Below are 21784 nucleotides of genomic sequence, written 5' to 3' on the forward strand. Positions count from 1 at the left end.
AAATTGTTGTTTTTGTGCTTCGAAAGCCTTGGGTAATGCTTTATCGGTGGCGGCGCTCCTCCTCTTGCAGCAGGGCCTGCAAGGTGTCCAGGCGTGCGCCTTCGCAGGCGATCACCGTACCTTGTTCGAAGACACGGCGTGACAGGCCGGTCAGCACCGCGCCCGGCGGCAGTTCGATTTGCAAGCGCACGCCACGCTCGTAGGCGCTCTGCACGGTGCCGCGCCAATCGACAATGCGGCACATGTTGAAGGCCAGGTCGTCGCGCAGTTGCTCAGGGTTGTGGATCGGCCGCGCGCGGGTGCTGCTCAGGTAGGTAATACGCGGCGCTTTGAGCGTCACGAACGCTTGGGCCAGCGCCTGGGCAGGCGCCTCCAGCAGCGCGCAATGGGACGGCACGCTGACGGCCAGGCGCTTAGCAACGCCGTTGCCTTTGATGCGTGCTACGACGAGCTTCATTGCCTCGTCGCTGCCGGCGATGACGGTTTGGTTGTCGGCGTTGATATTGGCCAAATACACCGGGGTTTGCGGGCTGTGGATTTCGGCGAGCACATTTTCGACTGTGGATAACGCCGGGCCGATGATCGCGGTCATCCCAAAGCCTTGTGGATAAGCGCTTTGCATCAGTTCGCCGCGCAGGCTGACCAGTTTTACTGCGTCGGCAAAATCCAGGGCGCCCGCGATCACCGCCGCCGGGTAGGCGCCGATGGACAGGCCCGCGACGTAATCGGGCGTGTGTTGCAACTGGCGGGCATGGGCGACACCGACGATCAGCAGGCATAGCTGAACGGCACGCGTGCTTGCCAAGGCGTGTGCCGAATCGAGCGTGCGAACGTCTTCGCCCAAGGCATCACTGGCTTCTTGCAGAATGTCAGCCGCCAGCGCCTGGAGCATGCCCGTGCGTTGGGCGCCCTGCCCCGGAAACACCAGAAGGCTGCTCATGCCACGGCCTGCCACGGGTCCACCACCAAATGCGCGCCGCTGAGGGTTTTCAGCAGTACCCGGCGTGAGCCGCCGGCCCATTCGCGCAAGGCAACGGCGCCAAATGGGGTTTGCAGTTGCAGGTCCACGGCACACGGTGCGGTGTCCAGTATCGCCAGCAGATCCTCGGCATCGCCGCGCGCCAGCCGCTCGGGCGTGCGCAGGATCAAATCCAGGTCGCTCTGCTCATGCAGCGCTTCAATTCCGCTGGCCAGCTCGAAACCCGCGCTGCCTGTGACGCCCCACGCCTCCTGCGCCAACACCGGGCGCAGTAGATCGAGCGCGCGCAACGCCGGTAGATCCCGACGCGAGATCACCCCACGCAAAGCCTCCGGCGTTACTCGCCGCTGCACGGCCGCGACGGGCATCACTGCCGCAAACCGCTGCTCACGCAAACGCCCGCGCACGCCGATCGCCACCTGGCCCGACTCGGCGATGGCACGACGCACCACCACCGGGTGGCCGGCGCTGATCACATCCAGCGCCCAGGCCGGCGCATCGGTGGGCAGATGCGCCGGGGCCATGCCCCAGAGCAAATCGTGCGCGTTCACCACTGCTCCCGCAGCAGTTGGCGTACGTGGCTGGAAGCGGCGCGATGGGTGGCGCCCAGGCGTCCTTTTAAATCCGGGCCAGCGACATCGTTGATAGCGTGCAGCAAGCAATCACTGACCCGCACCACATCGTCCGCCGTGGGTTGTTCAATCTGCCTGACCGACAGCGTTTCCCAGAGCAAACCGAGGCTGGCATAACTGTCGATGTCGTAGGCCATGGGCGGTACGCTGGCGGCCAGGGCTTCGAGCTCTTCGACGCTGCGCAGGGTCACCCGCGCCGCCGAGGCCTTGCCCATGGCGTGCACCATCACGCCGGGGTCACGCAGGGCGATCATCCGGTTGGCCTGATAGCCGTGGGCGAGAAACGCCCCGGACATGGCCTTGCCCACCAGCAACGCGATTACTGGGTGGCCGGCCAACCGAGCGCGGGCGTAGCTGTCGGCGGCGGCGGCCAGGGCTTGATGGATGCCGAGGGCTTCTTCGCGACGGCCGTAAGCTTGGCTGGGCACATCGACGATGGCGATGATCGGGCGCTTGTCGCCACGGGCGATGGCTTCGTCCACGGCCTTGGCCAAGCCCCAGCCTTCGAGCAAGCCGACTTCGCCATTGCGCGCACGCGGGAAACGGTTTTGCGCGTCGGTGACCACGGCGATGAAGCGCACGGCTTGTTCACCTAACACGCCGTCGGCGACTTTCAGCGAGGCCGGCAGCCCTTCCACAGGCGTGGCGCCGGCGCTCAATGCGTTGAACCACTGCAACCCTCTCATGAGCGGTCTCCTTGATACAGGTCGCGCACCGTGGCCGCGTCGATTTGCGGCGTGGCGTCGAGTTCGGCCAGGCGCGCCAGGTAGACATCGGCCTGACGGCTGCGCTGACGTTCGGGCAAGCCTTGTTGCAACAGCGCGGTGACAGTCTGTTGCACCTGCGCCACATCGTCCGCCACATAACGGTCAGCCAAGCCGCTGTTAAAACGTTGCTCGCCTCCGGTGAGGCTCCAGATAAACGGGCGGTCGCGAGAGTCGTATTCGTCCAGGCCCGCTTCCTGCTCGATCACTTGCGGGCCGTTAAGGCCCAGGCGCGCTTCGCGGGTAACGACGAGGTAACTGCACAACCCCGCGGCGATGGACATGCCGCCAAAGCAACCAACACTGCCCGCCACCACGCCGATCACCGGCTGGTACTGACGCAGGTCGACAATCGCCGCGTGGATATCGGCAATCGCCGCCAGGCCGAGGTTGGCTTCCTGCAGGCGCACGCCGCCGGTTTCCAGCAACAGCACCGCGCGGGTCGGGATGCCCTTGCGGTTGTCTTCAGCCGCCAGTTCCAGGGCACCGGCGATTTTCGCGCCGCCGACCTCACCCAGGCTGCCGCCCTGGAAGTTGCCTTCGATAGCAGCGACCACGACTGGCAATCCGGCGATGTTGCCCTTGGCAATCACCACGCCGTCATCGGCCTGGGGCACCACGCCTTGGCGGCTGAGCCAGGGCGACATCACGCGTTGAAAGGGGTCGATCAGTTCGCGATAAGAGCCGGCGTCCAGCAAGGCCTTGGCCCGCTGCCGTGCGCCCAGTTCAACGAAGCTGTGTTTGTTGAGCAAGTCAGTCATGGCCGATCTCCTCGAAGCCTTGCTCCAGGCGCAAGCGCACCACGCCGGGCGTGGCGCCAAAGTCGTGGATATCAATCTTCAAGGCCGGCGGCGTGTACGCCTGGAAGATCCGCTCGAACAGATGCTGCCAGCGTTGTTCGGCGCCATTCACCGAGGTCTGCACCTGGATAGTCAGCGTGCCGGGCGTGCCCGGTTCCAGCAGCACTTCCAGGTCGCCGGAGCCGACACACCCCACCAGCGCACGGCCCTTGGGCGGCTGCCCGGCGGGGAATTCAAAGGATAAGGTTTCCATCACAACGCTCCGTCGAGGCGGTCGATAAACAGGCAGGCGGCCAACAGGTCGGCGGCGCCGCCGGGGGAGGCATTCAGGGCCAGCAATTGGAGATCGAGTGCGTGCAGTTGGCGCCGGCCGGCGAGGGTTGCGCTGCCGCCCGCATCCAGCACGGCTTGGGCACCGCGTTGCATGGCGTGCAAGCCTTCGGTGCCTGCGCGGTAGAGCACGCAGGTGTCGACCAGGTCGGTCATGATCGCGAGCAAGGCGTCCAGGCGGGCGTTTTGTTCGCCAGCGTTTTGCCGGCGGCTTTTGTGCAGTTGCGGCAGGCCGCGTTGCATCACGGATGGGAAGCCCAGTTGCGCTTCTTCACGGGCGCCGCGCGCGCCGTAGCGTTGCGCAACCTGGGCGCCGTGGCTCAGGGGCTGCGGGGCGTAGCGGTCGTTGAGCAGGGCCAGTTTGGCCGCCGTCAGCGTGACGGCGCGTGGCTCCAGGGCGGCGGCAGCGGTAAGTAAACCGAGCGCCCAGATCGCGCCGCGATGGGTGTTCACGCCGTGGGTGGTGGTGAGCATGGCCTGTTCACCTTCACGACCGATACGCCCGAGGGCTTCGCGCAGAGGTAAACCGACTTCACCGAATTCAAGCGCGGCTTCCGCCATTTCTTTGAACATCGGCCACAGTGACAGTGCCGAAGCGTGCATCAGGCCCAGGTGCAAATCGCTGTGGGCGCCGTTGCTGCGACGGTCCACCAAGGCGGGTTTGGGCGACAGGTCAGCCTCATCGATCAGCGCATCGACGGCCCTATCCGCCAGGCGATCAGCGAGGCTTATTTCATGCAATTTGAGCGCGCGCATTTACCAGCTCCTGAACTTGGCGGGCGGGTTGTACAAGCCACCGGACCACTCCACCAAGTCGGCCACACTCTTGGCGGCCAACAGCTCACGGGTGGCGTCGGTGCGGCGGATGCCGAGGTCTTCGGGCAAGGCGATCAAGCCTTCGCGGCGCATGCGCGCGGTGTCCTTGGGGTTGTGGCGCATGCCGATGGCGGTGACGCCTGCCACGGCGGCGATCATCGCCTGGCGCTCTTCCAAGGAGCGCGCCTTGTACAGGTAGGCGATGCCTTCTTCGGTGAGCAAGTGGGTGACGTCGTCGCCGTAGATCATGATCGGCGCCAGCGGCATGCCGCTTTTGCGCGCCACTTCCACTGCGTCGAGGGTTTCGACGAACGTAGGTTTGCCGCCTTCCTGGAAGGTTTCAACCATTTGTACAACCAACTTTTTGCCACGTTCAAGCAAGGCTTGCGGCGCGTCATCGTGGCGCATATCCAGCCACGCCGGGGTGCCATGGCGACGGCCGCGCGGGTCATGGCCCATGTTCGGCGCACCACCAAAACCGGCGAGGCGGCCACGGGTTACGGTGGAGGAATGCCCGTCGCCATCCACTTGCAGGGTGGCGCCGATAAACAGGTCCACCGCGTACTGGCCGGCGAGTTGGCAGAACATCCGGTTGGAACGCATCGAGCCGTCACGGCCGGTGAAGAACACATCCGGGCGGGCGGCGATGTAGTTCTCCATGCCCAGTTCGGTGCCGAAGCAATGCACGCTTTGCACCCAGCCGCTTTCGATAGCGGGGATCAGTGTCGGGTGCGGGTTGAGGGTCCAGTTGCGGCAAATTTTGCCCTTCAGACCGAGAGATTCGCCGTAGGTCGGCAGGATCAATTCGATGGCGGCGGTGTTGAAGCCAATGCCATGGTTAAGCGACTGCACATTGTGTTTTTCGTAGATGCCACGGATCGCCATCATCGCCATCAGCACATGCACCGGCTTGATATGGCGCGGGTCGCGGGTGAACAACGGCTCGATGTAGAACGGCTTGTCGGCCACCACCACAAAATCCACCCAGCTGGCTGGGATGTCGACGCGGGGCAAATCCGTGACGTCATCCACCAACTGGTTGACCTGCACGATCACGATGCCATCGCTGAACGCGGCAGGCTCGATCAGCGCCGGCGTGTCTTCGGTGCTGGCGCCAGTGTAGATATTGCCGGCGCGGTCGGCCATGAAACCGGCCGACAGTACGACGTTGGGGATCAAATCCACCACCAGCCGTGCGTAGAGTTCGATATAGGTGTGGATCGCGCCGATTTCCAGCAAGCCGTCTTCCAGCAACTGGCTGATGCGCAAGGATTGGGTGCCGGCAAAGGAGAAATCCAGCTTGCGCGCGATACCCTTTTCAAACAGGTCCAAGTGCTCGGAGCGGCCGACACTGGGCATGATCATGTGCAAATCGTGGAGCTTGGCCGGGTTGGCCTTGGCCAGGGAGCGCGAGAGGAAATCGGCTTGCTTTTGGTTATTGCCCTCCAGCACCACGCGGTCGCCAGGGAGGATCAGGGCTTCCAGGGCCTCGACGATTTTGTCGCTGGGCAACACCGCCCCGTCTGCGTATTTTTTGACCAGCCCGAGACGCCGCTGCTTCTCGTCGCGCCGCCGCGTCCAGCGCGAGTCGGGGGTGATGGTTGTTGTCATGGTCGCTCCACGGGGTTTGCTGTCGTGGGCTGTACCTTAGGAGTGAAATCGGGGGGTATCAATCAAGCCCGAAGCTGGATCGTTACGGTTGGAGTAATGGACTATCAGCAAATGAGGGCTTGAGCCAAACAAAGACTGAAAATAATGAGATGGCTACCCCCGCCGCCCCCTGTGAACGCCCACTAAGCTTTCACAGGGGGATCTATCGGAGACCGCAGCCATGAGCAAAGTAGACATCACCGCCGTTGACCTTGGTAAGCACAGCTATCACGCTCACGAACAAGATGAGCGTGGCCATGTACTGCTGCGCAAAAAGTTTAATCGAGCAGGATTGCTCCAGCATTTAGCTTCCATCGAGCCTTGTACTGTTGTGATGGAAGCCTGCGGCGGCGCCCACTTCATGGCGCAACAAGTCGCCATGCTGGGACACACCCCCAAACTTATTGCTCCTCATCTCGTGCGCCCTTACGTAAAAAGCAATAAAAACGACTTCGCTGATGCCGAAGCGATTTGTGAGGCAGCTAGTCGCCCAACGATGCGTTTCGTACCAGTAAAAACCCAAGCTCAGCAAGCGTTGGCCATGCTCAACTCGGTCCGCGACTCGCTTATCAAGGAACGCACAGCCGCCGTTAATCGAATTCATGCAGGGCTTTTGGAGGTGGGTGTCAGCTTGGCACCGGGCTTTAAATCAGTCAAAGAGGTGCCCGCGTTACTCGAAACAGCCTCATTTCATGGGCTGATCAAAAAGCTGCTGCAAGGGCTGTATGACCACTACGTCTACCTGGATCGTCAGGTTAAGGTTCTCGACAAAGAAGTTGAGAGCCAAGTCGCTGAAGATGATCTGGCTTCTCGTTTGATGACAATTCCCTGCGTTGGCCCGATCACCTCCAGCGTCTTGGCTGCGGAGTTGGGCGATGGCAAGCAGTTCAAATGTGGTCGAGGCTATTCAGCCTCGATAGGACTTGTGCCAAAGCAGCATTCTACTGGCGGTAAAACCGTACTTTTGGGCATCAGCAAGCGCGGAGATCGAAACCAGCGACGCTTGTTTGTTCAATGTGCCCGTATCTACTTGATGCACTTGGATAAGCAAAAAGGGAGTTTGGCCGATTGGGTTCGCAAGCTGCTGGCAGGCCATCGGCACTCCAATTTAGTGGTCTGCGCGCTAGCCAACAAGCTGGCAAGAATCGCTTGGTCGATCGCGGCAAACCACACTGAATTTGATGCAGGGCCAAGCGCGATGAACGCTTGACCCTGCTGTCACCCAAGCACCACCCACCTGGTTTTGCGATGCTGGATAACAGATGACGTGAACGGCCAACCGGCCTGACGACAACCCTGAGCTCCCACACGGCTGAAAGGCCGTCCAAATAATTAGGGTCGTTGGGCATCAATTCTCATCGAGGCGCGGGGCCAATACCCCACTCAGACGCCGAATAGATGAAAGCAAGCCATACACGCCATCAAAGACAGTATTGCAGAAAAGGGGGTAACCATAGATGTGGGAGCTGGCTTGCCAGCTCCCACATTTGTTCGGTGGTGGGTGTTCGATAGCGGTCCCAAACAGGGACCGATTTAACCTTCCGGTGCAGGGCTGACTTGTTCCAGCGCTCTATCGACCAGCAACTGACCCAACTCGGCCATTTGCTGAATGCCGAGCATGATTGCGCGCTGGGAGGTGCCCAGGTTGAAGGCAAGATTGCAGGTCATGGCGTTTAGCGACGATAAGGTTTCGCTGGCGTTGACCAGTAGAGCTTCGGTGTTTTGATCGGGGTTAACGGTGAAAATATTGGACGAGGACGAATTCGACATGATGTGCGGTTCCTAAACGAATCATTGAGGAACGCCTTTGAATCTAGGCGTCTTGAACGCCTAAACAGATTTCTCGGACTTGCACGTCCGTGTCACCGTTTTTTCGATGACGGGACGAAGACTAGCCGCCATGACTACCCGCAACAAGTTCATGCACAGCCCGAAATCTTGCGGGAAAAATCCGAAGGAAACCACCTAGCTTGATTCGATCGTTCCCACGCTCTGCGTGGGAATGCCGCCTGGGACGCTCCGCGTCCCGCCAGACAGTGCAACGCTCAAGTTCAGCACAAAGGTGACGCGGAGCGTCACGGGATCCATTCCCACGCGGAGCGTAGGAACGATCATCGCAGTCAGGCCAGACCGGACTCCACCAACAAGGCTTCAAGCCCCATAAGGTCAGGCACCTTCGCCACATGTTCCCCCACTTGCACCGCCGCCAACTCCAGCGGGCACAGCGGCACGTCGACGTAACTCAGTTGGCTATCCAACTTGTACGAACGCGGAATTCCCTGAATCACCATCGCAATAAACTTCAACGTCGGCCGCCCGCCCAGCGCGTTCAACACCACAATCCGCGAGCGCTCGCCGGTCACGCTGGCCTCACCGCACGCCGCTTCAAAGCTGATCAGCGGTAATTGCCGATCGCGCCATGTCACTTGCCGCAAATACCACGGCGGTGCATCGCTGGCCGGCTCGCCGCGTTGGAAGTCGATCAGTTCGGCGATGGCGACGTTGGGCAGCACCAGGTGGCGGTCGGCCAGGGGCAGTAGCAGGCCGGTGAGTTGGCTGGTGCGGTGGTCAAGCATGGGACTTGCTCCAGTAGGCGATGCTTTCCAGCAGCACCGACTCTTGGTACGGCTTGCCGAGGTAGTCGTTGACGCCGATGGCCATGGCGCGGTCGCGGTGTTTCTGGCCAGTGCGCGAGGTGATCATGATGATCGGCAAGCGCATCAGCCGGGGGTCGTTGCGCACCTGGATAGCCACTTCGAAGCCGTCCATGCGCGGCATTTCGATGTCGAGCAGCATCAGGTCCGGGGTGTGTTCTTCGAGCAGTGCGATGGCGTCGATGCCGTCTTTGGCGGTGAGCACGTTCATGCCGTTACGCTCCAGCAGGCGGCTGGTGACTTTGCGCACGGTGACCGAGTCGTCCACCACCAGCACCAGCAGCGGGCGCTTTTTCAGCGGGTCGTTGAGGATCAGCGGCGCGTCGACCGACTGGGCCGGCAACGCCGGTTGCCGTGCGCGGATGTGCGCCAGCAAGTCGATAATCAGCACCACGCGGCCATCGCCCAGAATGGTCGCCCCGGACAACCCTTGCACGCCGGCAAACTGCGGCCCCAAGCCCTTGACCACGATCTCGCGCGTACCGGCCATGTCATCCACATGCACCGCCACGCGCCGCTCGTTGCATTGCACCAGCAACACCGGCACCGGTTGGAACTGGCCCAGCAGTTTCGGCCGGGCGACGGTGTGCAGCAAGTCGCCCAGGTAAAACAACTCATAGCGCTGGCCGGCGTACTCGTAGCGCGGCGGATCTTGCTGATAGTGCCCGGCCAGCTCGTGGGGCAGTACACGCACCAAGCCTTCGATGGTGTTGAGCGGGATCGCGTATTGGTCGTCCGCGCACTGCACCATCAGCGCGCGGTTGACCGACACGGTAAACGGCAGGCGAATGCGAAAGTGCACGCCCGAGCCCGGCGTCGAGTCGATGAACATCGAGCCGCCAAGCTGGCGCACTTCTTCGTGCACTACGTCCATGCCCACGCCGCGCCCGGAAATCTGGGTGATTTTTTCCGCCGTGGAGAAGCCCGGCTGCAGGATGAACTGCAACACGTCGCGGTCGCTGATGTCTTGATCAGGCGTGAGCAAGCCGCGCTTGATCGCCTTGCGCCGCACCGCGTCCAGCGGCACACCGGCACCGTCGTCGCGCATGTCGAAGACGATGTCGCCGCCTTCGTGGGTCAGGTCCAGGCTGATACGGCCCTTCTCTGGCTTACCGGCCAGCACGCGTGCCTCGCGGGACTCCAGGCCATGGTCGACGGCGTTGCGCAGCATATGTTCCAGCGGCGCCACCATGCGTTCCAGCACGTTGCGGTCCATCTCGCCTTCGGCGTTGCCGACCACAAACTCAACGTCCTTGCCCAACTCCTCCGCCACCTGGCGCACGATGCGTTTGAGGCGCGGCAGCATGCGTTCAAACGGCACCATGCGCGTGCGCATCAGGCCTTCCTGCAACTCGGTGTTGATACGCGCCTGTTGCTGCAACAGGGTGTGCGCATCCTGGTTACGGCGGTCGAGGGTTTCCTTGAGGTCCAACAGGTCGGAGGCCGATTCGGACAGCGCACGCGACAACTGCTGCAACTGCGAATGGCGGTCCATTTCCAGCGGGTCGAACTCTTCGTAACCCAGGCGCTCGGCCTCGGCCTGCTGACGGCTGAGGATACGGCCCTGGGTTTCGGTGTCGAGGCGGCGCAGCTGGTCGCGCATGCGCTCGATGGTGGTTTCGACCTCGTTAAGAGCAACGCGAGCGTCGTTGACCTGTTGCTCGATACGGCCACGGAAGATCGAGGTTTCACCGGCCAGGTTGACCAAGTCATCGAGCAAATCGGCGGAGATTTTCACCATGTCGGCGGCGGGATCAACCGCCGCCTCGGCCTTGCCGGCCGGCAAGGCTACCGGCGCTAGCGATTCATCGCTGGGGTGCACCAGGCTTTTGATGCGCTCGATGAGTTTGTCCACCGACCCTACTGGCGCCCCGCCCGCCACGGCGTCGATCATCTGCGCCAGGCGGTCATGGCAACCTTGCAGCAACGCAAACAGCTCCGGCGACGGCGCGAGCAAGCCAGCAGACAGCCCTTCGTAGAGAAACTCCAACTCATGGGCCAGATCGCCAATCGGCCCGATCTCGACCATGCGCGCGCCGCCCTTGAGGGTGTGCAGGTCGCGCAGCAGGGTTTCCACTTCCTGGCGGTTGCTCGGCTCGGCCTGCCAGCGCAGCAAAGCGCTGCTTGAGCTGTCGAGAATATCGGCGGCTTCTTCGAGGAAGATATCCAGCAATTCAGGATCAGCCGTCGCCGCTTCCGGTGCAGCGGTAGGCGTAGCGGGCGTGCTGCTCTGGCGTAACTCGCGCAGTTGGGCGATCAAGTCGCCGGAGTCGCTAAGGGGCTGATGGTCTTGCAGTTCATCCAACTGCAAGGCCAGCCGTTCATGGCTGGCCATCAGCACTTGGGACAGTTCGGTCGAGTAGCTGTAGCGACGGTCCACCAACCCTTCGTAAAGGCATTCCAACTCATGGGCCAGGTCGCCAATCGGGCCGATTTCGGCCATGCGCGCGCCGCCCTTGAGGGTGTGCAAATCCCGATGTAACGACGACAACGGTGCGGTGCTATCCGGCTCCAACAACCAACGTTTGAGCGACTGCCCGGCGCTGTCGAGGATGTCCACCGCCTCTTCCAGGAAGATCTCGACGATCTCGTCGTCCATCACCGTGTCCTGGTCCAACTGGGCCGTGGCGGCGCCCAGTTCGCAGATACTCAGGGCGCGGCTGCCGTCGCTTTTGATCAGGCCGGTGGCGGACGGGTCGAGGGCTTCATCGAGCAGTTCGCGCAGGGCTTGCACCCGCGCCGGGGCCGGGTTGATTTCCTGGCCGGCTGCGAGTTGGTCGAGCATGTTGATCAGCGCTTCATGGGCCTGTTCGGCCTCATGGAAAAACCGTTCGCTGACCGCCAGGCTGCTCTCCTCCACGGCGCCATACAGATCCAGCAAGGCTTCGCACAGCGCGTCGATGGCGTGCAGGTCGGCGATGTGCGCGCCCTCGCCCAAGGTGGTCAATTCGTCCAGCAGCGCAGTCAGTTCCTGTCGCTCGCCGGGGTGTTGCTGCCAGCGGCGCAGCAGGCTTTCGGCGTCCAGCAGGATGTCCATGCCTTGGGCCAGGAAGTTGGCAATCAGCTGCGGGTCGCGCTTGATGCGAAGCCCGGTGTTGGGCGCGTCGAGCAAGGCTTGCAGCTGTTGATCGAGCAGGCTTTGGGTGCGGCGGATCAGGTCTGGCGCGCCCTTGATCGGCACCAGTGGGTCACTGTCGAGTTGGCGCAAGCCACGCTGGAATAGGCCCTCGGCTTCCAGCAGCAGCTCCACTTCATCCAGGTCCAGCGGCAGTCGGTGGGCTTTGTATTCGCGGGTCAGGTGATCCAGCGGCCGCGCCAGTTCAGCAATTGGCAACACGCCGGCCATGTAGGCGCTGCCCTTGAGGGTGTGCAGGGCGCGCTGCAGTTCATCGCTGACTTGCAGCGGCACGTGTTCGGCGGCCTGTTGCAGGAAGTGGTTGAGGCTTTCCAGGTGGCTCTGGGCTTCGTTGCGGAAGATCTCCAGCAACATCGGGTCGTGGGGCTCTGCGGCCGGCTCGGTGCCGCTGGCCAAAGCGTGTGCACGGGCGGCCAGGGCGTCGACTTCATTGCGCTGGCGCTGGTCGTCGGCCGCGAAGTCGGCGATCAGTTCCGGCAGCAGGACCACGGCCTCATCCAGCACCTGTTGCACGTCAGGGCCGAGGGTCACGCTGCGTTCGAGCACGCGGTTAAGCAGGTTTTCCACCGCCCAGGCCAACTCCGCCAGCACTAGGGCGCGGACCATACGGCCACTGCCTTTCAAGGTGTGGAAGGCACGGCGCATTTCGCCTTGAGCGGTTTTGTCGGCGCTGTTGGGCAAATAGCGATGCAGTACTTCGAGGACTTCGTCGGTTTCTTCAAGGAAGACGTCGCGCAGTTCATCGTCGATGGGCTCTTCGCCAGCGGGCGGCGGCAGCAGGCTGCCCGGACGCTGCAGGGCCGGTGGGTTCAGGCGCGAAGTGGGGCTGGCCAAGGCATCGAACTGTGATTGGCTCGGCGTGATCTCGCTGGACAGCGCGCCATCCGGCGCCACCAGCGCTTGGCGCCAAGGTTTTGCGGCGGGCAAATAGCCGAGTGCCGCCAGGCCTTGGGTGGCCAATTCCAGCACCCGTTCGCCAGCGGCGTCGGGGTCCTGGAGCATGCGTTCCAGGTAGTACTCCAGGCTGCTGATCACGTCGGCAAAGTGCGCCAGCTGCGCCTCGGGCGGTGCGGTATCGCTGGCCATCAACTGTTCATCGACGTAATCGGTGCAGCCGCGCATCAGGCTCGCCGCGCGTGGCAGCGGGATCATCGCTAACGCGCCGCGCACTTGGCTCAGCAGTTCCGGCAGCGACTCCAGGCGCTGGCGGTCCCAATCGGCCTCGATGCAGTCGATCACCAGCTCTTTGGCCTGGCGCAAGCACTGGCAGGATTCGCGGATCACCAACTGGTGAATCTGGGTCAGGTCGGTGGTGGGCAGGCGGCTTTCTTCACGGCTTTCCGGTTCGACGGTGCCGACCATCCCCGCCAGCGTGGCTTCGACGTAGAGCAAGGCGCCGGCGACGTCCATCAGCACGGCGTCATTGGGTTCGCGCTGGCCCTGGACCAGGCTCAGCACCACGGCGAGCTGGTCGATGATGACCTTGCGCGGCTGGCCGAAACCCAGCACGGCCAAGGTATCGGCGATCTGCCGCAGCGGCGCCAGCAAGGCATCGAGGTCGTGGGTGTGTTGGCGGTCGCTGCGCACGAACAGGTCGAGGCGTTCCTTGACCCGCACCAGTTCCTCGCACAAGGCACCGAGCACCGAGCCCATGGCATTGCGGCCCGGCCCGGCCAAGCGCGCGCGCTCGGCATCGACCACGGCGCTGTCGGGCAAGGCCTCATCCAGGCCGTAGCGTTCCTTGAGGCTTTGCATGCGCGGCGTCGGCCGGGTGACCTTGGCGACGTAGAACAGCAGGCTCTTGAGCAGTTCATCCGGCGCCGGTTGGTTGATGCCGCCAATGCCCTGGGCCAGCAGGCGCTTGAGTTGTTTGCCGCTGGCCTTGAGCAGGCTGCGCAGCGCCGGGCTGTTGGCAATCACACCGGTGAGCATGCCTTCGACCAGTGCCGAGGTGACTTGCCACAACGGCAGCAGCGGCGCGCCCTGGCACAGCGCTTCGAGACGCGCGAATACCCGCGCCATGTCTTCCAGGTTGCTGGGGCCGTGGTCTTCGCGCAGCAAACCGGCCAGCGCTTGCAGCAGCAGTTGGTGCCACTGGCGCAGCTGCTCGTGAAGGTCCGGCAGCGTGCGCTGGGCCAAGGCCTCATCGGGCAACGGCGCAATCGACAACAGTTGCGGGCTGAACAGGCTGGTCTCCGACAGCAGGCTTTCACCGCGCGCACTGCGCAGGTCGTTGAGCAGCGGCAACACCACCAGCGGCAGGTCGCGGCGGGCGCTGTGCACGCGGTCGAGGTACAGCGGCAGTTGGCCGAGGGCCTGTTGCAGCAAGCGGATGCTTTCATCGCGCTGACCGACGCGCTCGGCTTGCAGGGCCAGGGCCAGTGCTTCGATCTCTTCGGCGAGCAGCGCCGCGCCGTAGAACTCGATCATTTGCAGCGCGCCATGCACTTGGTGGATGCCGGCCAGGCTCTCAGCGATGGCGTCGCTGTCGCGGGTTTCGACAAACGCGTCCAGCGCCGAACGGGCCTGTTTCAGGGTTTCGGCAATGTCGCCCTTGACCCATTCGAGGGCCACGTAGTCGTGCCGATCAACCATAACTGCTCCGCTTAGAATTCGTGAATTGCTGGTATTGCCAAGAACAATGGAGAACCACTGTGGGAGCTGGCTTGCCTGCGATGGCGGTGGGTCAGTTGCAGATGTATCAACTGACAGTCCGCTATCGCAGGCAAGCCAGCTCCCACAGTTGGACTGTGGTGTTCTCCAGATAGCCTTTCAATCGTCTACCTGTTTTGGCGGTGGCAGGGTGAAACCTGACACCGACCTGCGCAACTGACTGGCCATTTTCGCCAGGTTGCCGATGCTTTCCGCCGTGGCAGTCGAGCCCGACGACGTCTGCGTGGTGATCTGCTGAATCACGTTCATGGTCAACGAAATCTGCCCCGCCGACGAGGTCTGTTGCTGCGCCGCATTGGAAATACTCTGGATCAACGCCGCCAGGGTTTTCGACACGCCTTCGATCTCTTCCAGCGCCACCCCGGCGTCCTGCGCCAGCCGCGCACCGCGCACCACTTCAGTGGTGGTCTGCTCCATGGAAATAACTGCCTCATTGGTGTCGGTCTGGATCGCCCGCACCAAGGTTTCAATCTGCCGCGTGGCCGCCGATGAACGCTCGGCCAGCCGCTGCACTTCGTCGGCCACCACCGCAAACCCGCGCCCGGCGTCCCCGGCCATGCTCGCCTGGATTGCGGCGTTGAGGGCGAGGATGTTGGTCTGGTCGGCAATGTCGTCAATCAAGCTAACAATGTCGCCAATCTCCTGCGAAGACTCGCCAAGACGTTTGATGCGCTTGGCGGTGTCCTGGATCTGTTCGCGAATGTTGTCCATGCCATGGATGGTGTTGTGCACCACCTCGTTGCCCTTGTTGGCGATTTCCACCGAACGCTCCGCCACCGCCGAGGACTCGGCGGCGTTGGCCGATACCTGGTCGATGGACTGAGCCATCTGGTTGATCGCGGTAGACGCTTCGGCAATTTGCTGGGCCTGATGCTCCGAGGCCTGTGCCAGGTGCATGGCGGTGGCCTGCGTTTCCTGCACCGCGCCGGCCACTTGGCCGGCGGTGAGGTTGATGGTGGCGACCAGATCGCGCAGCTGGTCCACGGAGTAATTGATGGAGTCGGCGATGGTGCCGGTGAAGTCTTCAGTCACCGAGGCCGTCACCGTCAGGTCTCCATCAGCCAGGTCTTCGATTTCATCGAGCAGGCGCATGATCGCGTTCTGGTTGCGCTCGTTTTTCTCGGCGGTTTCACGCAACTGGCGGTTGGTTTCGCGCACCATCACCAGGCCGATCAGGATGATCGAGGCCAGTGCCAACAGGCCCAGCACATAGCCGCCGATGGTGTCGAAGCTGCGCCCGCTGGCGAGGTTTTCAAAACCTGTGGCCAGGTGCGAGGCTTCATCGAGCAGGGTTTGCGACAGGTTGAAGATATTGCTCGCCGAAGCGCGCACCTGGAACAGCTGCGGCGAGGTTTCGAGAATTTCATCCACGGAGCCGGAGACAAACTCGAACAGCTCGGCGATTTCCGCCAGTCGCGCACGCGCGTCGTGGTCTTCGACCTGGGTGATACGCAAGCCTGGGTTGCCGTTGAGCATGCCGTTGAGTACCACGCCGAAGCGGTTGGCATCGCGACCAAAGGCGTCGGCAGCCTGTACGGCGGTTTCGTCACCTGCCAGCACGGTGTTAACCGCGCCAAGAATGCGTTCAGCCAGCAGCGACTGGCGCTGGGCCAACGCCACCTGGCTGGCCGGGGCGCCGCGTTGCAGCAGGATGTCGACGACCTTCTCCGACTCCATCTGCAATTGCGGCACGGTTTCGGCGAGGGTGGCGGCCACTTGGTGCAACGACAGCACGGTCTGCTCGCTGGCGAGAATCGCGTCGGTGTTTTTCAGCAGCGCTTCCCAGTCAGTCTGCACCGCGCGCATCTCGGCGCGTACGGCACTGGGCGCGGCCGGCAGGCCGGTCTCGGTATCACCTTTTTTCAGGTAGCCCCAGCGTTGGGCGAAATCGTTGCGCGCATCGCTCAGCAGCTTGAACGCGGCAGCCTTGCCGGCGGCGGCTTCGGTGGCGTTCTTGGCGATGCGCTGGGACAGCACGCGCAGCTCACCGGCGTGGCCGATGTACTGCTTGTCATAGGTGGACTGGGTGTTGAGGTACGCGAAGTTGGCGAACAGCAGCATGATGAACACGATCAGTGCAATAAACAGCACGATGATCTGCGAACGGCTGCGCGAGGCGGCTTGCGGTTTGGGCGAGGTAACGGTGGTCATGCGGCAACATCCATGAAGCCTGGGGCCTGGGCCAAAGCGAAGGGGCTGAAGACCTGCCACAGCTGGTCGCTGTCGAACTGGCCCTGGATAAACGGCGCAGTGGGCGCGGCGCTCGCTAATAATGCGTCTTGTGCGAAATGCTGCATGCCCACCACCTCGTCCACCAGCAGCCCGACAAACAAGTCGTTGAATTCCACCACCAGCACCCGCCGCTGCTTGCCCGCCTTGGACTGCCCCAGCTCGAGAAACCCACCCAGGTCCATCACCGGCAGCAAGCGCCCGCGCAGGTTGGCCACGCCTTTGACCCAGGGTTTGACCCCGGGCATCAAGGTGCAGCGCGGCTCATGCAACACCTCGGCGACTTCGCCCATCGGCGCCACATACCAATACGGCCCCAGGCGAAAACCGATCCCGCTCCAACGTTGCAGGCGGGTTTCCTGGGACGGCAGGTCGGCGGCCAGCAGGCGGCAGCGGCGGTCGATGTCCAGCAGCAGCTCGAAGGCGGTTTGCGACTCGGTCATGATGGCGTGCCGTTAGCCGGCCAGCACCTTGTTCAGGGTGGCGATCAGGGTTTCTTCGTCCACAGGCTTGGTCAGGTAATCCTTGGCGCCCTGGCGCGCGCCCCAGATTTTGTCGGTTTCCTGATCCTTGGTGGTAATGATGATGATCGGGATACCGTTGGTTTCCGGCTCCTTGGACAGCTGGCGGGTGGCCTGGAAGCCATTGAGGCCCGGCATCACGATGTCCATCAGCACGGCGTCGGGTTTTTCCTGACGGGCCAGGGCCACGCCGTCCGCGCCGTTTTCGGCTTTGAGGACCTGGTGGCCGTGCTTTTCCAGCATGCCGGTCAGTTTGTACATTTCGGTCGGCGAATCGTCGACGATCAGAACACGTGCCATGGTTTTCCCCACTACATTGGTGGACGCCGGCCCTTGTGAGGCGGTGTCAGTGTGCTTGTTCTACTGCGGCGAAGCCCGGCACGTAGGCCTTGATCGCACTCAGCAGTTCTTCCTTGCTGAAAGGCTTGGTCAAAAACTGATCGACACCAACGATGCGCCCCTTGGCCTTGTCGAACAGGCCGTCCTTGGAGGACAACATGATCACCGGAATCGACTTGAACGCCGGGTTGTTCTTCACCAGCGCGCAGGTTTGATAGCCATCCAGGCGCGGCATCATGATGTCGACAAAGATAATGTGCGGGTGATGATCAACAATCCGGGCCAGTGCATCGAAACCGTCGATGGCCGTGATCACATCGCACCCCACGTTCTTCAACAGGGTCTCGGCGGTGCGGCGGATCGTTTTCGAATCGTCGATCACCATCACTCTCAAGGCGTTGGAATGCTGTTCCATATCTGCTCTACCATCGCCACAGCGAATCGGTTTTCGGTGTGTACTGCCTGATGTTGCACAGGATGAGCGCTGCAAGCCTTGGAATTCAAGGGCTGCTGCACCGTGGGAGTCTTTTTAGCACAGTCTCCGGGCGCAATCTATCGAGCAACCGGCCAGGTGGTTTTTCCTTGACCCACAACAGCCGCAGCGCCACTCTGACGCCACTTTTATGCGCCCTAATTTGCTAGAGGAAATCCCCATGAGCGTTCGCGTCGGCATTGTCATGGACCCTATCGCCAGCATCTCCTATAAAAAGGACAGCTCGCTGGCCATGCTCCTGGCCGCCCAGGCCCGCGGCTGGACCCTGTTCTACATGGAGCAGCGCGACCTTTATCAAGGTGACGGCGAAGCCCGCGCACGCATGCGCCCGCTGCAGGTGTTCGCCAACCCTGAAAAGTGGTTCGAGCTTGCGGATGAAATCGACAGCCCGCTGAGCGATCTGGACGTGATCCTGATGCGCAAGGACCCGCCGTTCGACATGGAGTTTGTCTACTCCACTTACCTGCTGGAGCAGGCCGAGCGCGCCGGCGTGCTGATCGTCAACAAGCCGCAGAGCCTGCGCGACTGCAATGAAAAGCTGTTCGCCACCCTTTTCCCACAGTGCACGCCGCCGACCGTGGTCAGCCGTCGCGCCGATGTGCTGCGTGAATTCGCCGCCAAACATGGCGATGTGATCCTCAAGCCGCTGGACGGCATGGGCGGCACTTCGATCTTCCGTCACCGTGCCGGCGACCCGAACCTGTCGGTGATCCTGGAAACCCTGACTGCGCTGGGCACCCAGCAGATCATGGGCCAGGCGTACCTGCCGGCGATCAAGGACGGCGACAAGCGCATCCTGATGATCGACGGCGAGCCGGTGGATTACTGCCTGGCGCGTATCCCGGCGGCGGGCGAAACACGCGGCAACCTGGCAGCCGGCGGTCGCGGTGAGGCACGGCCTTTGTCGGACAAAGACCGTTGGATCGCCGCTCAGGTTGGCCCGACCCTGCGGGAAAAAGGCCTGCTGTTCGTAGGACTTGACGTAATTGGTGAGAGCCTCACCGAAATCAACGTCACCAGCCCGACCTGTATTCGCGAGATCGACAACGCATTTGGCACGAACATCGGCGAAATGCTCATGGCGGCCATCGAGCGCAAGCTACAAGCCAAGTGACATAGAACAGCCGGACACACACCAACATTGCGCTATCATGCGGCACCTGTGAAACGCGCGATGTTGGTTTTTTTGTCATGACGCTCCCGCCCGATCTGCCCCCCGAACTCTCCCACAGCGGCGTGCGCCCGGCTGATCGGCTCGGATTTACCCTGTTCCTGGCAGCCCTGATCCACCTCGCGTTGTTGCTCGGCCTGGGCTTCACCTTCGTCGAACCCAAGCAGATCACCAAAACCCTGGAAATCACCCTCGCCACGTTCAAGAGCGAAAAGAAGCCCGAAAAGGCTGACTTTCTCGCCCAGGACAATCAGCAAGGCAGCGGCACCCTCGACAAGAAAGCCGTGCCCAAGACCACCGAAGTGGCGCCGTTCCAGGACAATAAGGTCAATAAAGTCACCCCGCCGCCGACGCCTAAGCCAGAGGTCAAGCAGGCCGAGCCCAAGGCCGCTGTGACCACCGTCGCGCCGAGACCGCAAAAAGCCCCGACCCAGCGCGAGAAAGCCAAGACCGAGCCGCAACCCGAGCCAGTAAAACCGGCGCCGACGTTCGACAGTTCGCAGCTCTCCGACCAGATTTCCAGCCTCGAAGCCGAACTGGCCAACGAACAACAGCTGTACGCCAAGCGCCCGCGTATCTACCGCTTGAATGCCGCCTCGACCATGCGCGACAAAGGCGCCTGGTATAAGGACGAGTGGCGCAAGAAGGTCGAGCGCATCGGCAACCTCAACTACCCGGACGAAGCCCGGCGCCAGCAGATCTATGGCAATTTGCGCTTACTGGTGTCGATCAACCGTGACGGTTCGTTATATGAAGTGCAGGTGCTGGAGTCGTCCGGCCAACCGTTGCTGGACCAGGCCGCCCAGCGCATCGTGCGCCTGGCCGCACCTTTTGCACCGTTTACCGGCGACCTGAACGACATCGACCGCCTGGAAATCATCCGCACCTGGAAGTTTGCCCGGGGTGATCGGCTGTCGAGCAATTGATGACAATTACCCTCCGGGGCGCATCCCCAGCTTGTCAGTTCGCCCCTCCAACGCCACACTAGCGGACATGAAAAATGTCAGCCCGACCTACCTCAAGCACCAATTCCTGATCGCTATGCCCCATATGGCCGACCCGAACTTTGCGCAAACCTTGACCTACATCGTCGAGCACACGGCCAATGGTGCCATGGGGTTGGTGGTGAACCGCCCGCAAGAGCTGAGCCTGGCGGACATTCTTGAGCAATTGCGCCCTGAGATCGACCCGCCGGCGCGTTGCCAAAACGTACCGATCTATATCGGCGGGCCGGTGCAGACCGATCGCGGTTTTGTGCTGCACCCCACCGGGCCCAAGTTTCAGGCCACGGTGGACCTCGAAGGTGTGTCGCTGTCCACCTCCCAGGACGTGTTGTTCGCCATCGCCGACGGCGTGGGGCCTGAACAAAGCGTGATCACCCTCGGCTACGCCGGTTGGGAAGCCGGGCAGCTTGAGGCGGAACTGGCCAGCAATGCCTGGCTGACCTGCCCGTTCGACGCCGACATTCTGTTCAACACGGCCAGCGAACTGCGCCTGGAAGCGGCGGCGGCCAAGCTGCGGGTTAACCTCAGCCTGCTGACCACCCAGGCGGGGCACGCCTGATGGCCTTGCGTTTGATCCTCGGTTTTGACTACGGCACCAAACAGATCGGCGTAGCGGTCGGCCAGGTGATTACCGGCCAGGCCCGCGAGCTGTGCACCTTGAAAGCCCAGAACGGCGTGCCGGACTGGAATCAGGTCGAAGCCCTGATCAAGGAGTGGAAGCCCGATGCCGTCGTGGTCGGCCTGCCCTTGAACATGGACGGCACCCCCAGCGACATGTGCCTGCGCGCCGAAAAGTTCGCGCGCCGCCTCAATGGCCGCTACAACCTGCCCTTCTATACCCACGACGAGCGCCTGACCACCTTTGAAGCCAAGGGTGAACGTCGCGACCGAGGTGGGCAGAAAGGCAGCTACCGCGACAACCCCGTGGACGCCATCGCCGCCGCCTTGCTGTTGCAGGGTTGGCTGGATGAAAACACCGCTTTATTTGAATCCTGACTGACGCGGCTTGCCGCGTCTTTTTACGTTTGAGCCCGGACCTTGCCTGCGCAAGGCCCTGAAGGAGCCACCATGAGCCTGCCCAATCCCGCCGAACTGATCAGCCAAATGGCGATTCGCCTCAAGGCGCACCTGCAACACCGTGCCATCAGCGAGCCGCGCTTTATCGGCATTCGCACTGGCGGTGTGTGGGTGGCCCAAGCGTTGCTGGACGAACTGGGCAGTGATTCGCCGCTGGGCACGCTGGACGTGTCCTTCTACCGCGACGACTTCAGCCAGAACGGCCTGCACCCGCAAGTACGCCCTTCGGCCCTGCCGTTCGAGATCGAAGGCCAACACCTGGTGCTGATCGACGACGTGTTGATGAGCGGCCGCACCATCCGCGCCGCCATGAACGAGTTGTTCGACTACGGCCGCCCGGCCAGCGTGACCTTGGTGTGCCTGCTGGACCTGGAGGCCGGCGAATTGCCAATCAGCCCGGATGTGGTCGGCGCCACCCTGTCCTTGGAAGCCCACCAACGGGTAAAATTGTCCGGTCCCACGCCGCTCGAACTCGAACTGCAAGACCTTGCCCTTTAAACCGCCTTGTACAGAGTC

Annotated in this window: 20 protein-coding genes; 6 read left to right on the top strand and 14 right to left on the bottom strand. The window is 62.4% G+C overall.

The annotated features are described in order from the left end of the window. Nucleotides 1-40: 40 nt before the first annotated feature. From mdcH to mdcA, 7 genes are read right to left on the bottom strand one after another with little or no spacing between them, the layout of a single operon-like run. Nucleotides 41-940, bottom strand: a complete 900-nt coding sequence (mdcH, locus tag K0P33_RS30145) for a malonate decarboxylase subunit epsilon (protein ID WP_242153226.1) — start codon at nt 938-940, stop codon at nt 41-43. Then, entirely contained in the window at nt 937-1533 is a 597-nt protein-coding gene (locus K0P33_RS30150; RefSeq protein WP_094949139.1) for a malonate decarboxylase holo-ACP synthase, read from the bottom strand. Before K0P33_RS30150 ends, mdcH begins: the two co-directional genes overlap by 4 nt. Continuing rightward, nucleotides 1527-2297: a biotin-independent malonate decarboxylase subunit gamma gene (gene mdcE, locus K0P33_RS30155; protein ID WP_094949140.1), complete on the bottom strand. Its 771-nt coding sequence runs from the start codon at nt 2295-2297 to the stop codon at nt 1527-1529. The genes K0P33_RS30150 and mdcE overlap by 7 nt, the downstream gene beginning before the upstream one ends. Continuing rightward, complete coding sequence (locus K0P33_RS30160) at nt 2294-3136, bottom strand: biotin-independent malonate decarboxylase subunit beta (protein WP_242153229.1); 843 nt, start codon at nt 3134-3136, stop codon at nt 2294-2296. Before K0P33_RS30160 ends, mdcE begins: the two co-directional genes overlap by 4 nt. After that, a complete protein-coding gene (locus K0P33_RS30165; protein ID WP_094949142.1) occupies nt 3129-3428 on the bottom strand; it encodes a malonate decarboxylase subunit delta in 300 nt (99 codons plus the stop codon). Before K0P33_RS30165 ends, K0P33_RS30160 begins: the two co-directional genes overlap by 8 nt. Continuing rightward, nucleotides 3428-4261, bottom strand: coding sequence for a triphosphoribosyl-dephospho-CoA synthase (locus K0P33_RS30170; protein ID WP_242153232.1), 834 nt, complete (start codon nt 4259-4261; stop codon nt 3428-3430). Before K0P33_RS30170 ends, K0P33_RS30165 begins: the two co-directional genes overlap by 1 nt. Continuing rightward, entirely contained in the window at nt 4262-5932 is a 1671-nt protein-coding gene (gene mdcA, locus K0P33_RS30175) for a malonate decarboxylase subunit alpha (RefSeq protein WP_242153236.1), read from the bottom strand. A 220-nt stretch (nt 5933-6152) separates the two neighbouring features. Here mdcA and K0P33_RS30180 point away from each other — a divergent pair, with 220 nt between their 5' ends. Further along, a complete protein-coding gene (locus K0P33_RS30180; protein WP_242152133.1) occupies nt 6153-7181 on the top strand; it encodes an IS110 family transposase in 1029 nt (342 codons plus the stop codon). Nucleotides 7182-7504: 323 nt separating this feature from the next. Here K0P33_RS30180 and K0P33_RS30185 read toward each other — a convergent pair whose 3' ends face one another. The 7 genes from K0P33_RS30185 to pilG form a co-directional block, all read right to left on the bottom strand. Further along, on the bottom strand, nt 7505-7741 hold the full coding sequence (locus K0P33_RS30185) for a DUF6124 family protein (protein WP_094949145.1): 237 nt from the start codon (nt 7739-7741) through the stop codon (nt 7505-7507). Nucleotides 7742-8091: 350 nt separating this feature from the next. Next, a complete protein-coding gene (locus K0P33_RS30190) occupies nt 8092-8547 on the bottom strand; it encodes a chemotaxis protein CheW (protein WP_094949146.1) in 456 nt (151 codons plus the stop codon). Further along, entirely contained in the window at nt 8540-14356 is a 5817-nt protein-coding gene (locus tag K0P33_RS30195) for an Hpt domain-containing protein (RefSeq protein ID WP_242153239.1), read from the bottom strand. The genes K0P33_RS30190 and K0P33_RS30195 overlap by 8 nt, the downstream gene beginning before the upstream one ends. 177 nt (nt 14357-14533) lie before the next feature. Next, on the bottom strand, nt 14534-16585 hold the full coding sequence (locus K0P33_RS30200; protein ID WP_242153241.1) for a methyl-accepting chemotaxis protein: 2052 nt from the start codon (nt 16583-16585) through the stop codon (nt 14534-14536). After that, the gene (locus K0P33_RS30205) at nt 16582-17106 is read right to left on the bottom strand and encodes a chemotaxis protein CheW (RefSeq protein ID WP_094949149.1); all 525 of its coding nucleotides are present in this window, start codon (nt 17104-17106) and stop codon (nt 16582-16584) included. Before K0P33_RS30205 ends, K0P33_RS30200 begins: the two co-directional genes overlap by 4 nt. Before the next feature lie 12 nt (nt 17107-17118). Next, a complete protein-coding gene (gene pilH / locus K0P33_RS30210) occupies nt 17119-17484 on the bottom strand; it encodes a twitching motility response regulator PilH (protein WP_014720320.1) in 366 nt (121 codons plus the stop codon). A 46-nt stretch (nt 17485-17530) separates the two neighbouring features. After that, nucleotides 17531-17938 (bottom strand): twitching motility response regulator PilG, encoded by a 408-nt coding sequence (gene pilG, locus K0P33_RS30215; protein WP_003176671.1) that lies wholly within the window; start codon nt 17936-17938, stop codon nt 17531-17533. A gap of 238 nt (nt 17939-18176) precedes the next feature. On the opposite strand from pilG, the gene gshB reads away from it, so the two are divergent. From gshB to pyrR, 5 genes are all read left to right on the top strand, one after another. Further along, complete coding sequence (gshB, locus tag K0P33_RS30220) at nt 18177-19130, top strand: glutathione synthase (RefSeq protein ID WP_094949150.1); 954 nt, start codon at nt 18177-18179, stop codon at nt 19128-19130. 77 nt (nt 19131-19207) lie between these two features. Then, nucleotides 19208-20113 carry an energy transducer TonB gene (locus tag K0P33_RS30225; protein WP_242153244.1) on the top strand — a complete coding sequence of 302 codons (906 nt, stop codon included), beginning with the start codon at nt 19208-19210 and terminating at the stop codon, nt 20111-20113. A 67-nt stretch (nt 20114-20180) separates the two neighbouring features. After that, nucleotides 20181-20750 carry a YqgE/AlgH family protein gene (locus K0P33_RS30230; protein ID WP_094949152.1) on the top strand — a complete coding sequence of 190 codons (570 nt, stop codon included), beginning with the start codon at nt 20181-20183 and terminating at the stop codon, nt 20748-20750. Beyond that, complete coding sequence (gene ruvX, locus K0P33_RS30235) at nt 20750-21187, top strand: Holliday junction resolvase RuvX (RefSeq protein WP_003195067.1); 438 nt, start codon at nt 20750-20752, stop codon at nt 21185-21187. Before K0P33_RS30230 ends, ruvX begins: the two co-directional genes overlap by 1 nt. Nucleotides 21188-21259: 72 nt before the next feature. Next, nucleotides 21260-21766, top strand: a complete 507-nt coding sequence (gene pyrR, locus K0P33_RS30240; protein WP_094949153.1) for a bifunctional pyr operon transcriptional regulator/uracil phosphoribosyltransferase PyrR — start codon at nt 21260-21262, stop codon at nt 21764-21766. The last annotated feature ends 18 nt before the right edge of the window (nt 21767-21784 follow it).

It is taken from the genome of Pseudomonas sp. ArH3a (assembly GCF_022648765.1).
Lineage (GTDB): Bacteria > Pseudomonadota > Gammaproteobacteria > Pseudomonadales > Pseudomonadaceae > Aquipseudomonas.

Bases quoted from the DNA above. Each gene is read 5' to 3' on its own strand.
- mdcH (WP_242153226.1), bottom strand. From the start codon at position 940: ATGAGCAGCCTTCTGGTGTTTCCGGGGCAGGGCGCCCAACGCACGGGC.
- mdcE (WP_094949140.1), bottom strand. From the start codon at position 2,297: ATGAGAGGGTTGCAGTGGTTCAACGCATTGAGCGCCGGCGCCACGCCT.
- K0P33_RS30160 (WP_242153229.1), bottom strand. From the start codon at position 3,136: ATGACTGACTTGCTCAACAAACACAGCTTCGTTGAACTGGGCGCACGG.
- K0P33_RS30165 (WP_094949142.1), bottom strand. From the start codon at position 3,428: ATGGAAACCTTATCCTTTGAATTCCCCGCCGGGCAGCCGCCCAAGGGC.
- K0P33_RS30170 (WP_242153232.1), bottom strand. From the start codon at position 4,261: ATGCGCGCGCTCAAATTGCATGAAATAAGCCTCGCTGATCGCCTGGCG.
- mdcA (WP_242153236.1), bottom strand. From the start codon at position 5,932: ATGACAACAACCATCACCCCCGACTCGCGCTGGACGCGGCGGCGCGAC.
- K0P33_RS30180 (WP_242152133.1), top strand. From the start codon at position 6,153: ATGAGCAAAGTAGACATCACCGCCGTTGACCTTGGTAAGCACAGCTAT.
- K0P33_RS30185 (WP_094949145.1), bottom strand. From the start codon at position 7,741: ATGTCGAATTCGTCCTCGTCCAATATTTTCACCGTTAACCCCGATCAA.
- K0P33_RS30190 (WP_094949146.1), bottom strand. From the start codon at position 8,547: ATGCTTGACCACCGCACCAGCCAACTCACCGGCCTGCTACTGCCCCTG.
- K0P33_RS30195 (WP_242153239.1), bottom strand. From the start codon at position 14,356: ATGGTTGATCGGCACGACTACGTGGCCCTCGAATGGGTCAAGGGCGAC.
- K0P33_RS30200 (WP_242153241.1), bottom strand. From the start codon at position 16,585: ATGACCACCGTTACCTCGCCCAAACCGCAAGCCGCCTCGCGCAGCCGT.
- K0P33_RS30205 (WP_094949149.1), bottom strand. From the start codon at position 17,106: ATGACCGAGTCGCAAACCGCCTTCGAGCTGCTGCTGGACATCGACCGC.
- pilH (WP_014720320.1), bottom strand. From the start codon at position 17,484: ATGGCACGTGTTCTGATCGTCGACGATTCGCCGACCGAAATGTACAAA.
- pilG (WP_003176671.1), bottom strand. From the start codon at position 17,938: ATGGAACAGCATTCCAACGCCTTGAGAGTGATGGTGATCGACGATTCG.
- gshB (WP_094949150.1), top strand. From the start codon at position 18,177: ATGAGCGTTCGCGTCGGCATTGTCATGGACCCTATCGCCAGCATCTCC.
- K0P33_RS30225 (WP_242153244.1), top strand. From the start codon at position 19,208: ATGACGCTCCCGCCCGATCTGCCCCCCGAACTCTCCCACAGCGGCGTG.
- K0P33_RS30230 (WP_094949152.1), top strand. From the start codon at position 20,181: ATGAAAAATGTCAGCCCGACCTACCTCAAGCACCAATTCCTGATCGCT.
- ruvX (WP_003195067.1), top strand. From the start codon at position 20,750: ATGGCCTTGCGTTTGATCCTCGGTTTTGACTACGGCACCAAACAGATC.
- pyrR (WP_094949153.1), top strand. From the start codon at position 21,260: ATGAGCCTGCCCAATCCCGCCGAACTGATCAGCCAAATGGCGATTCGC.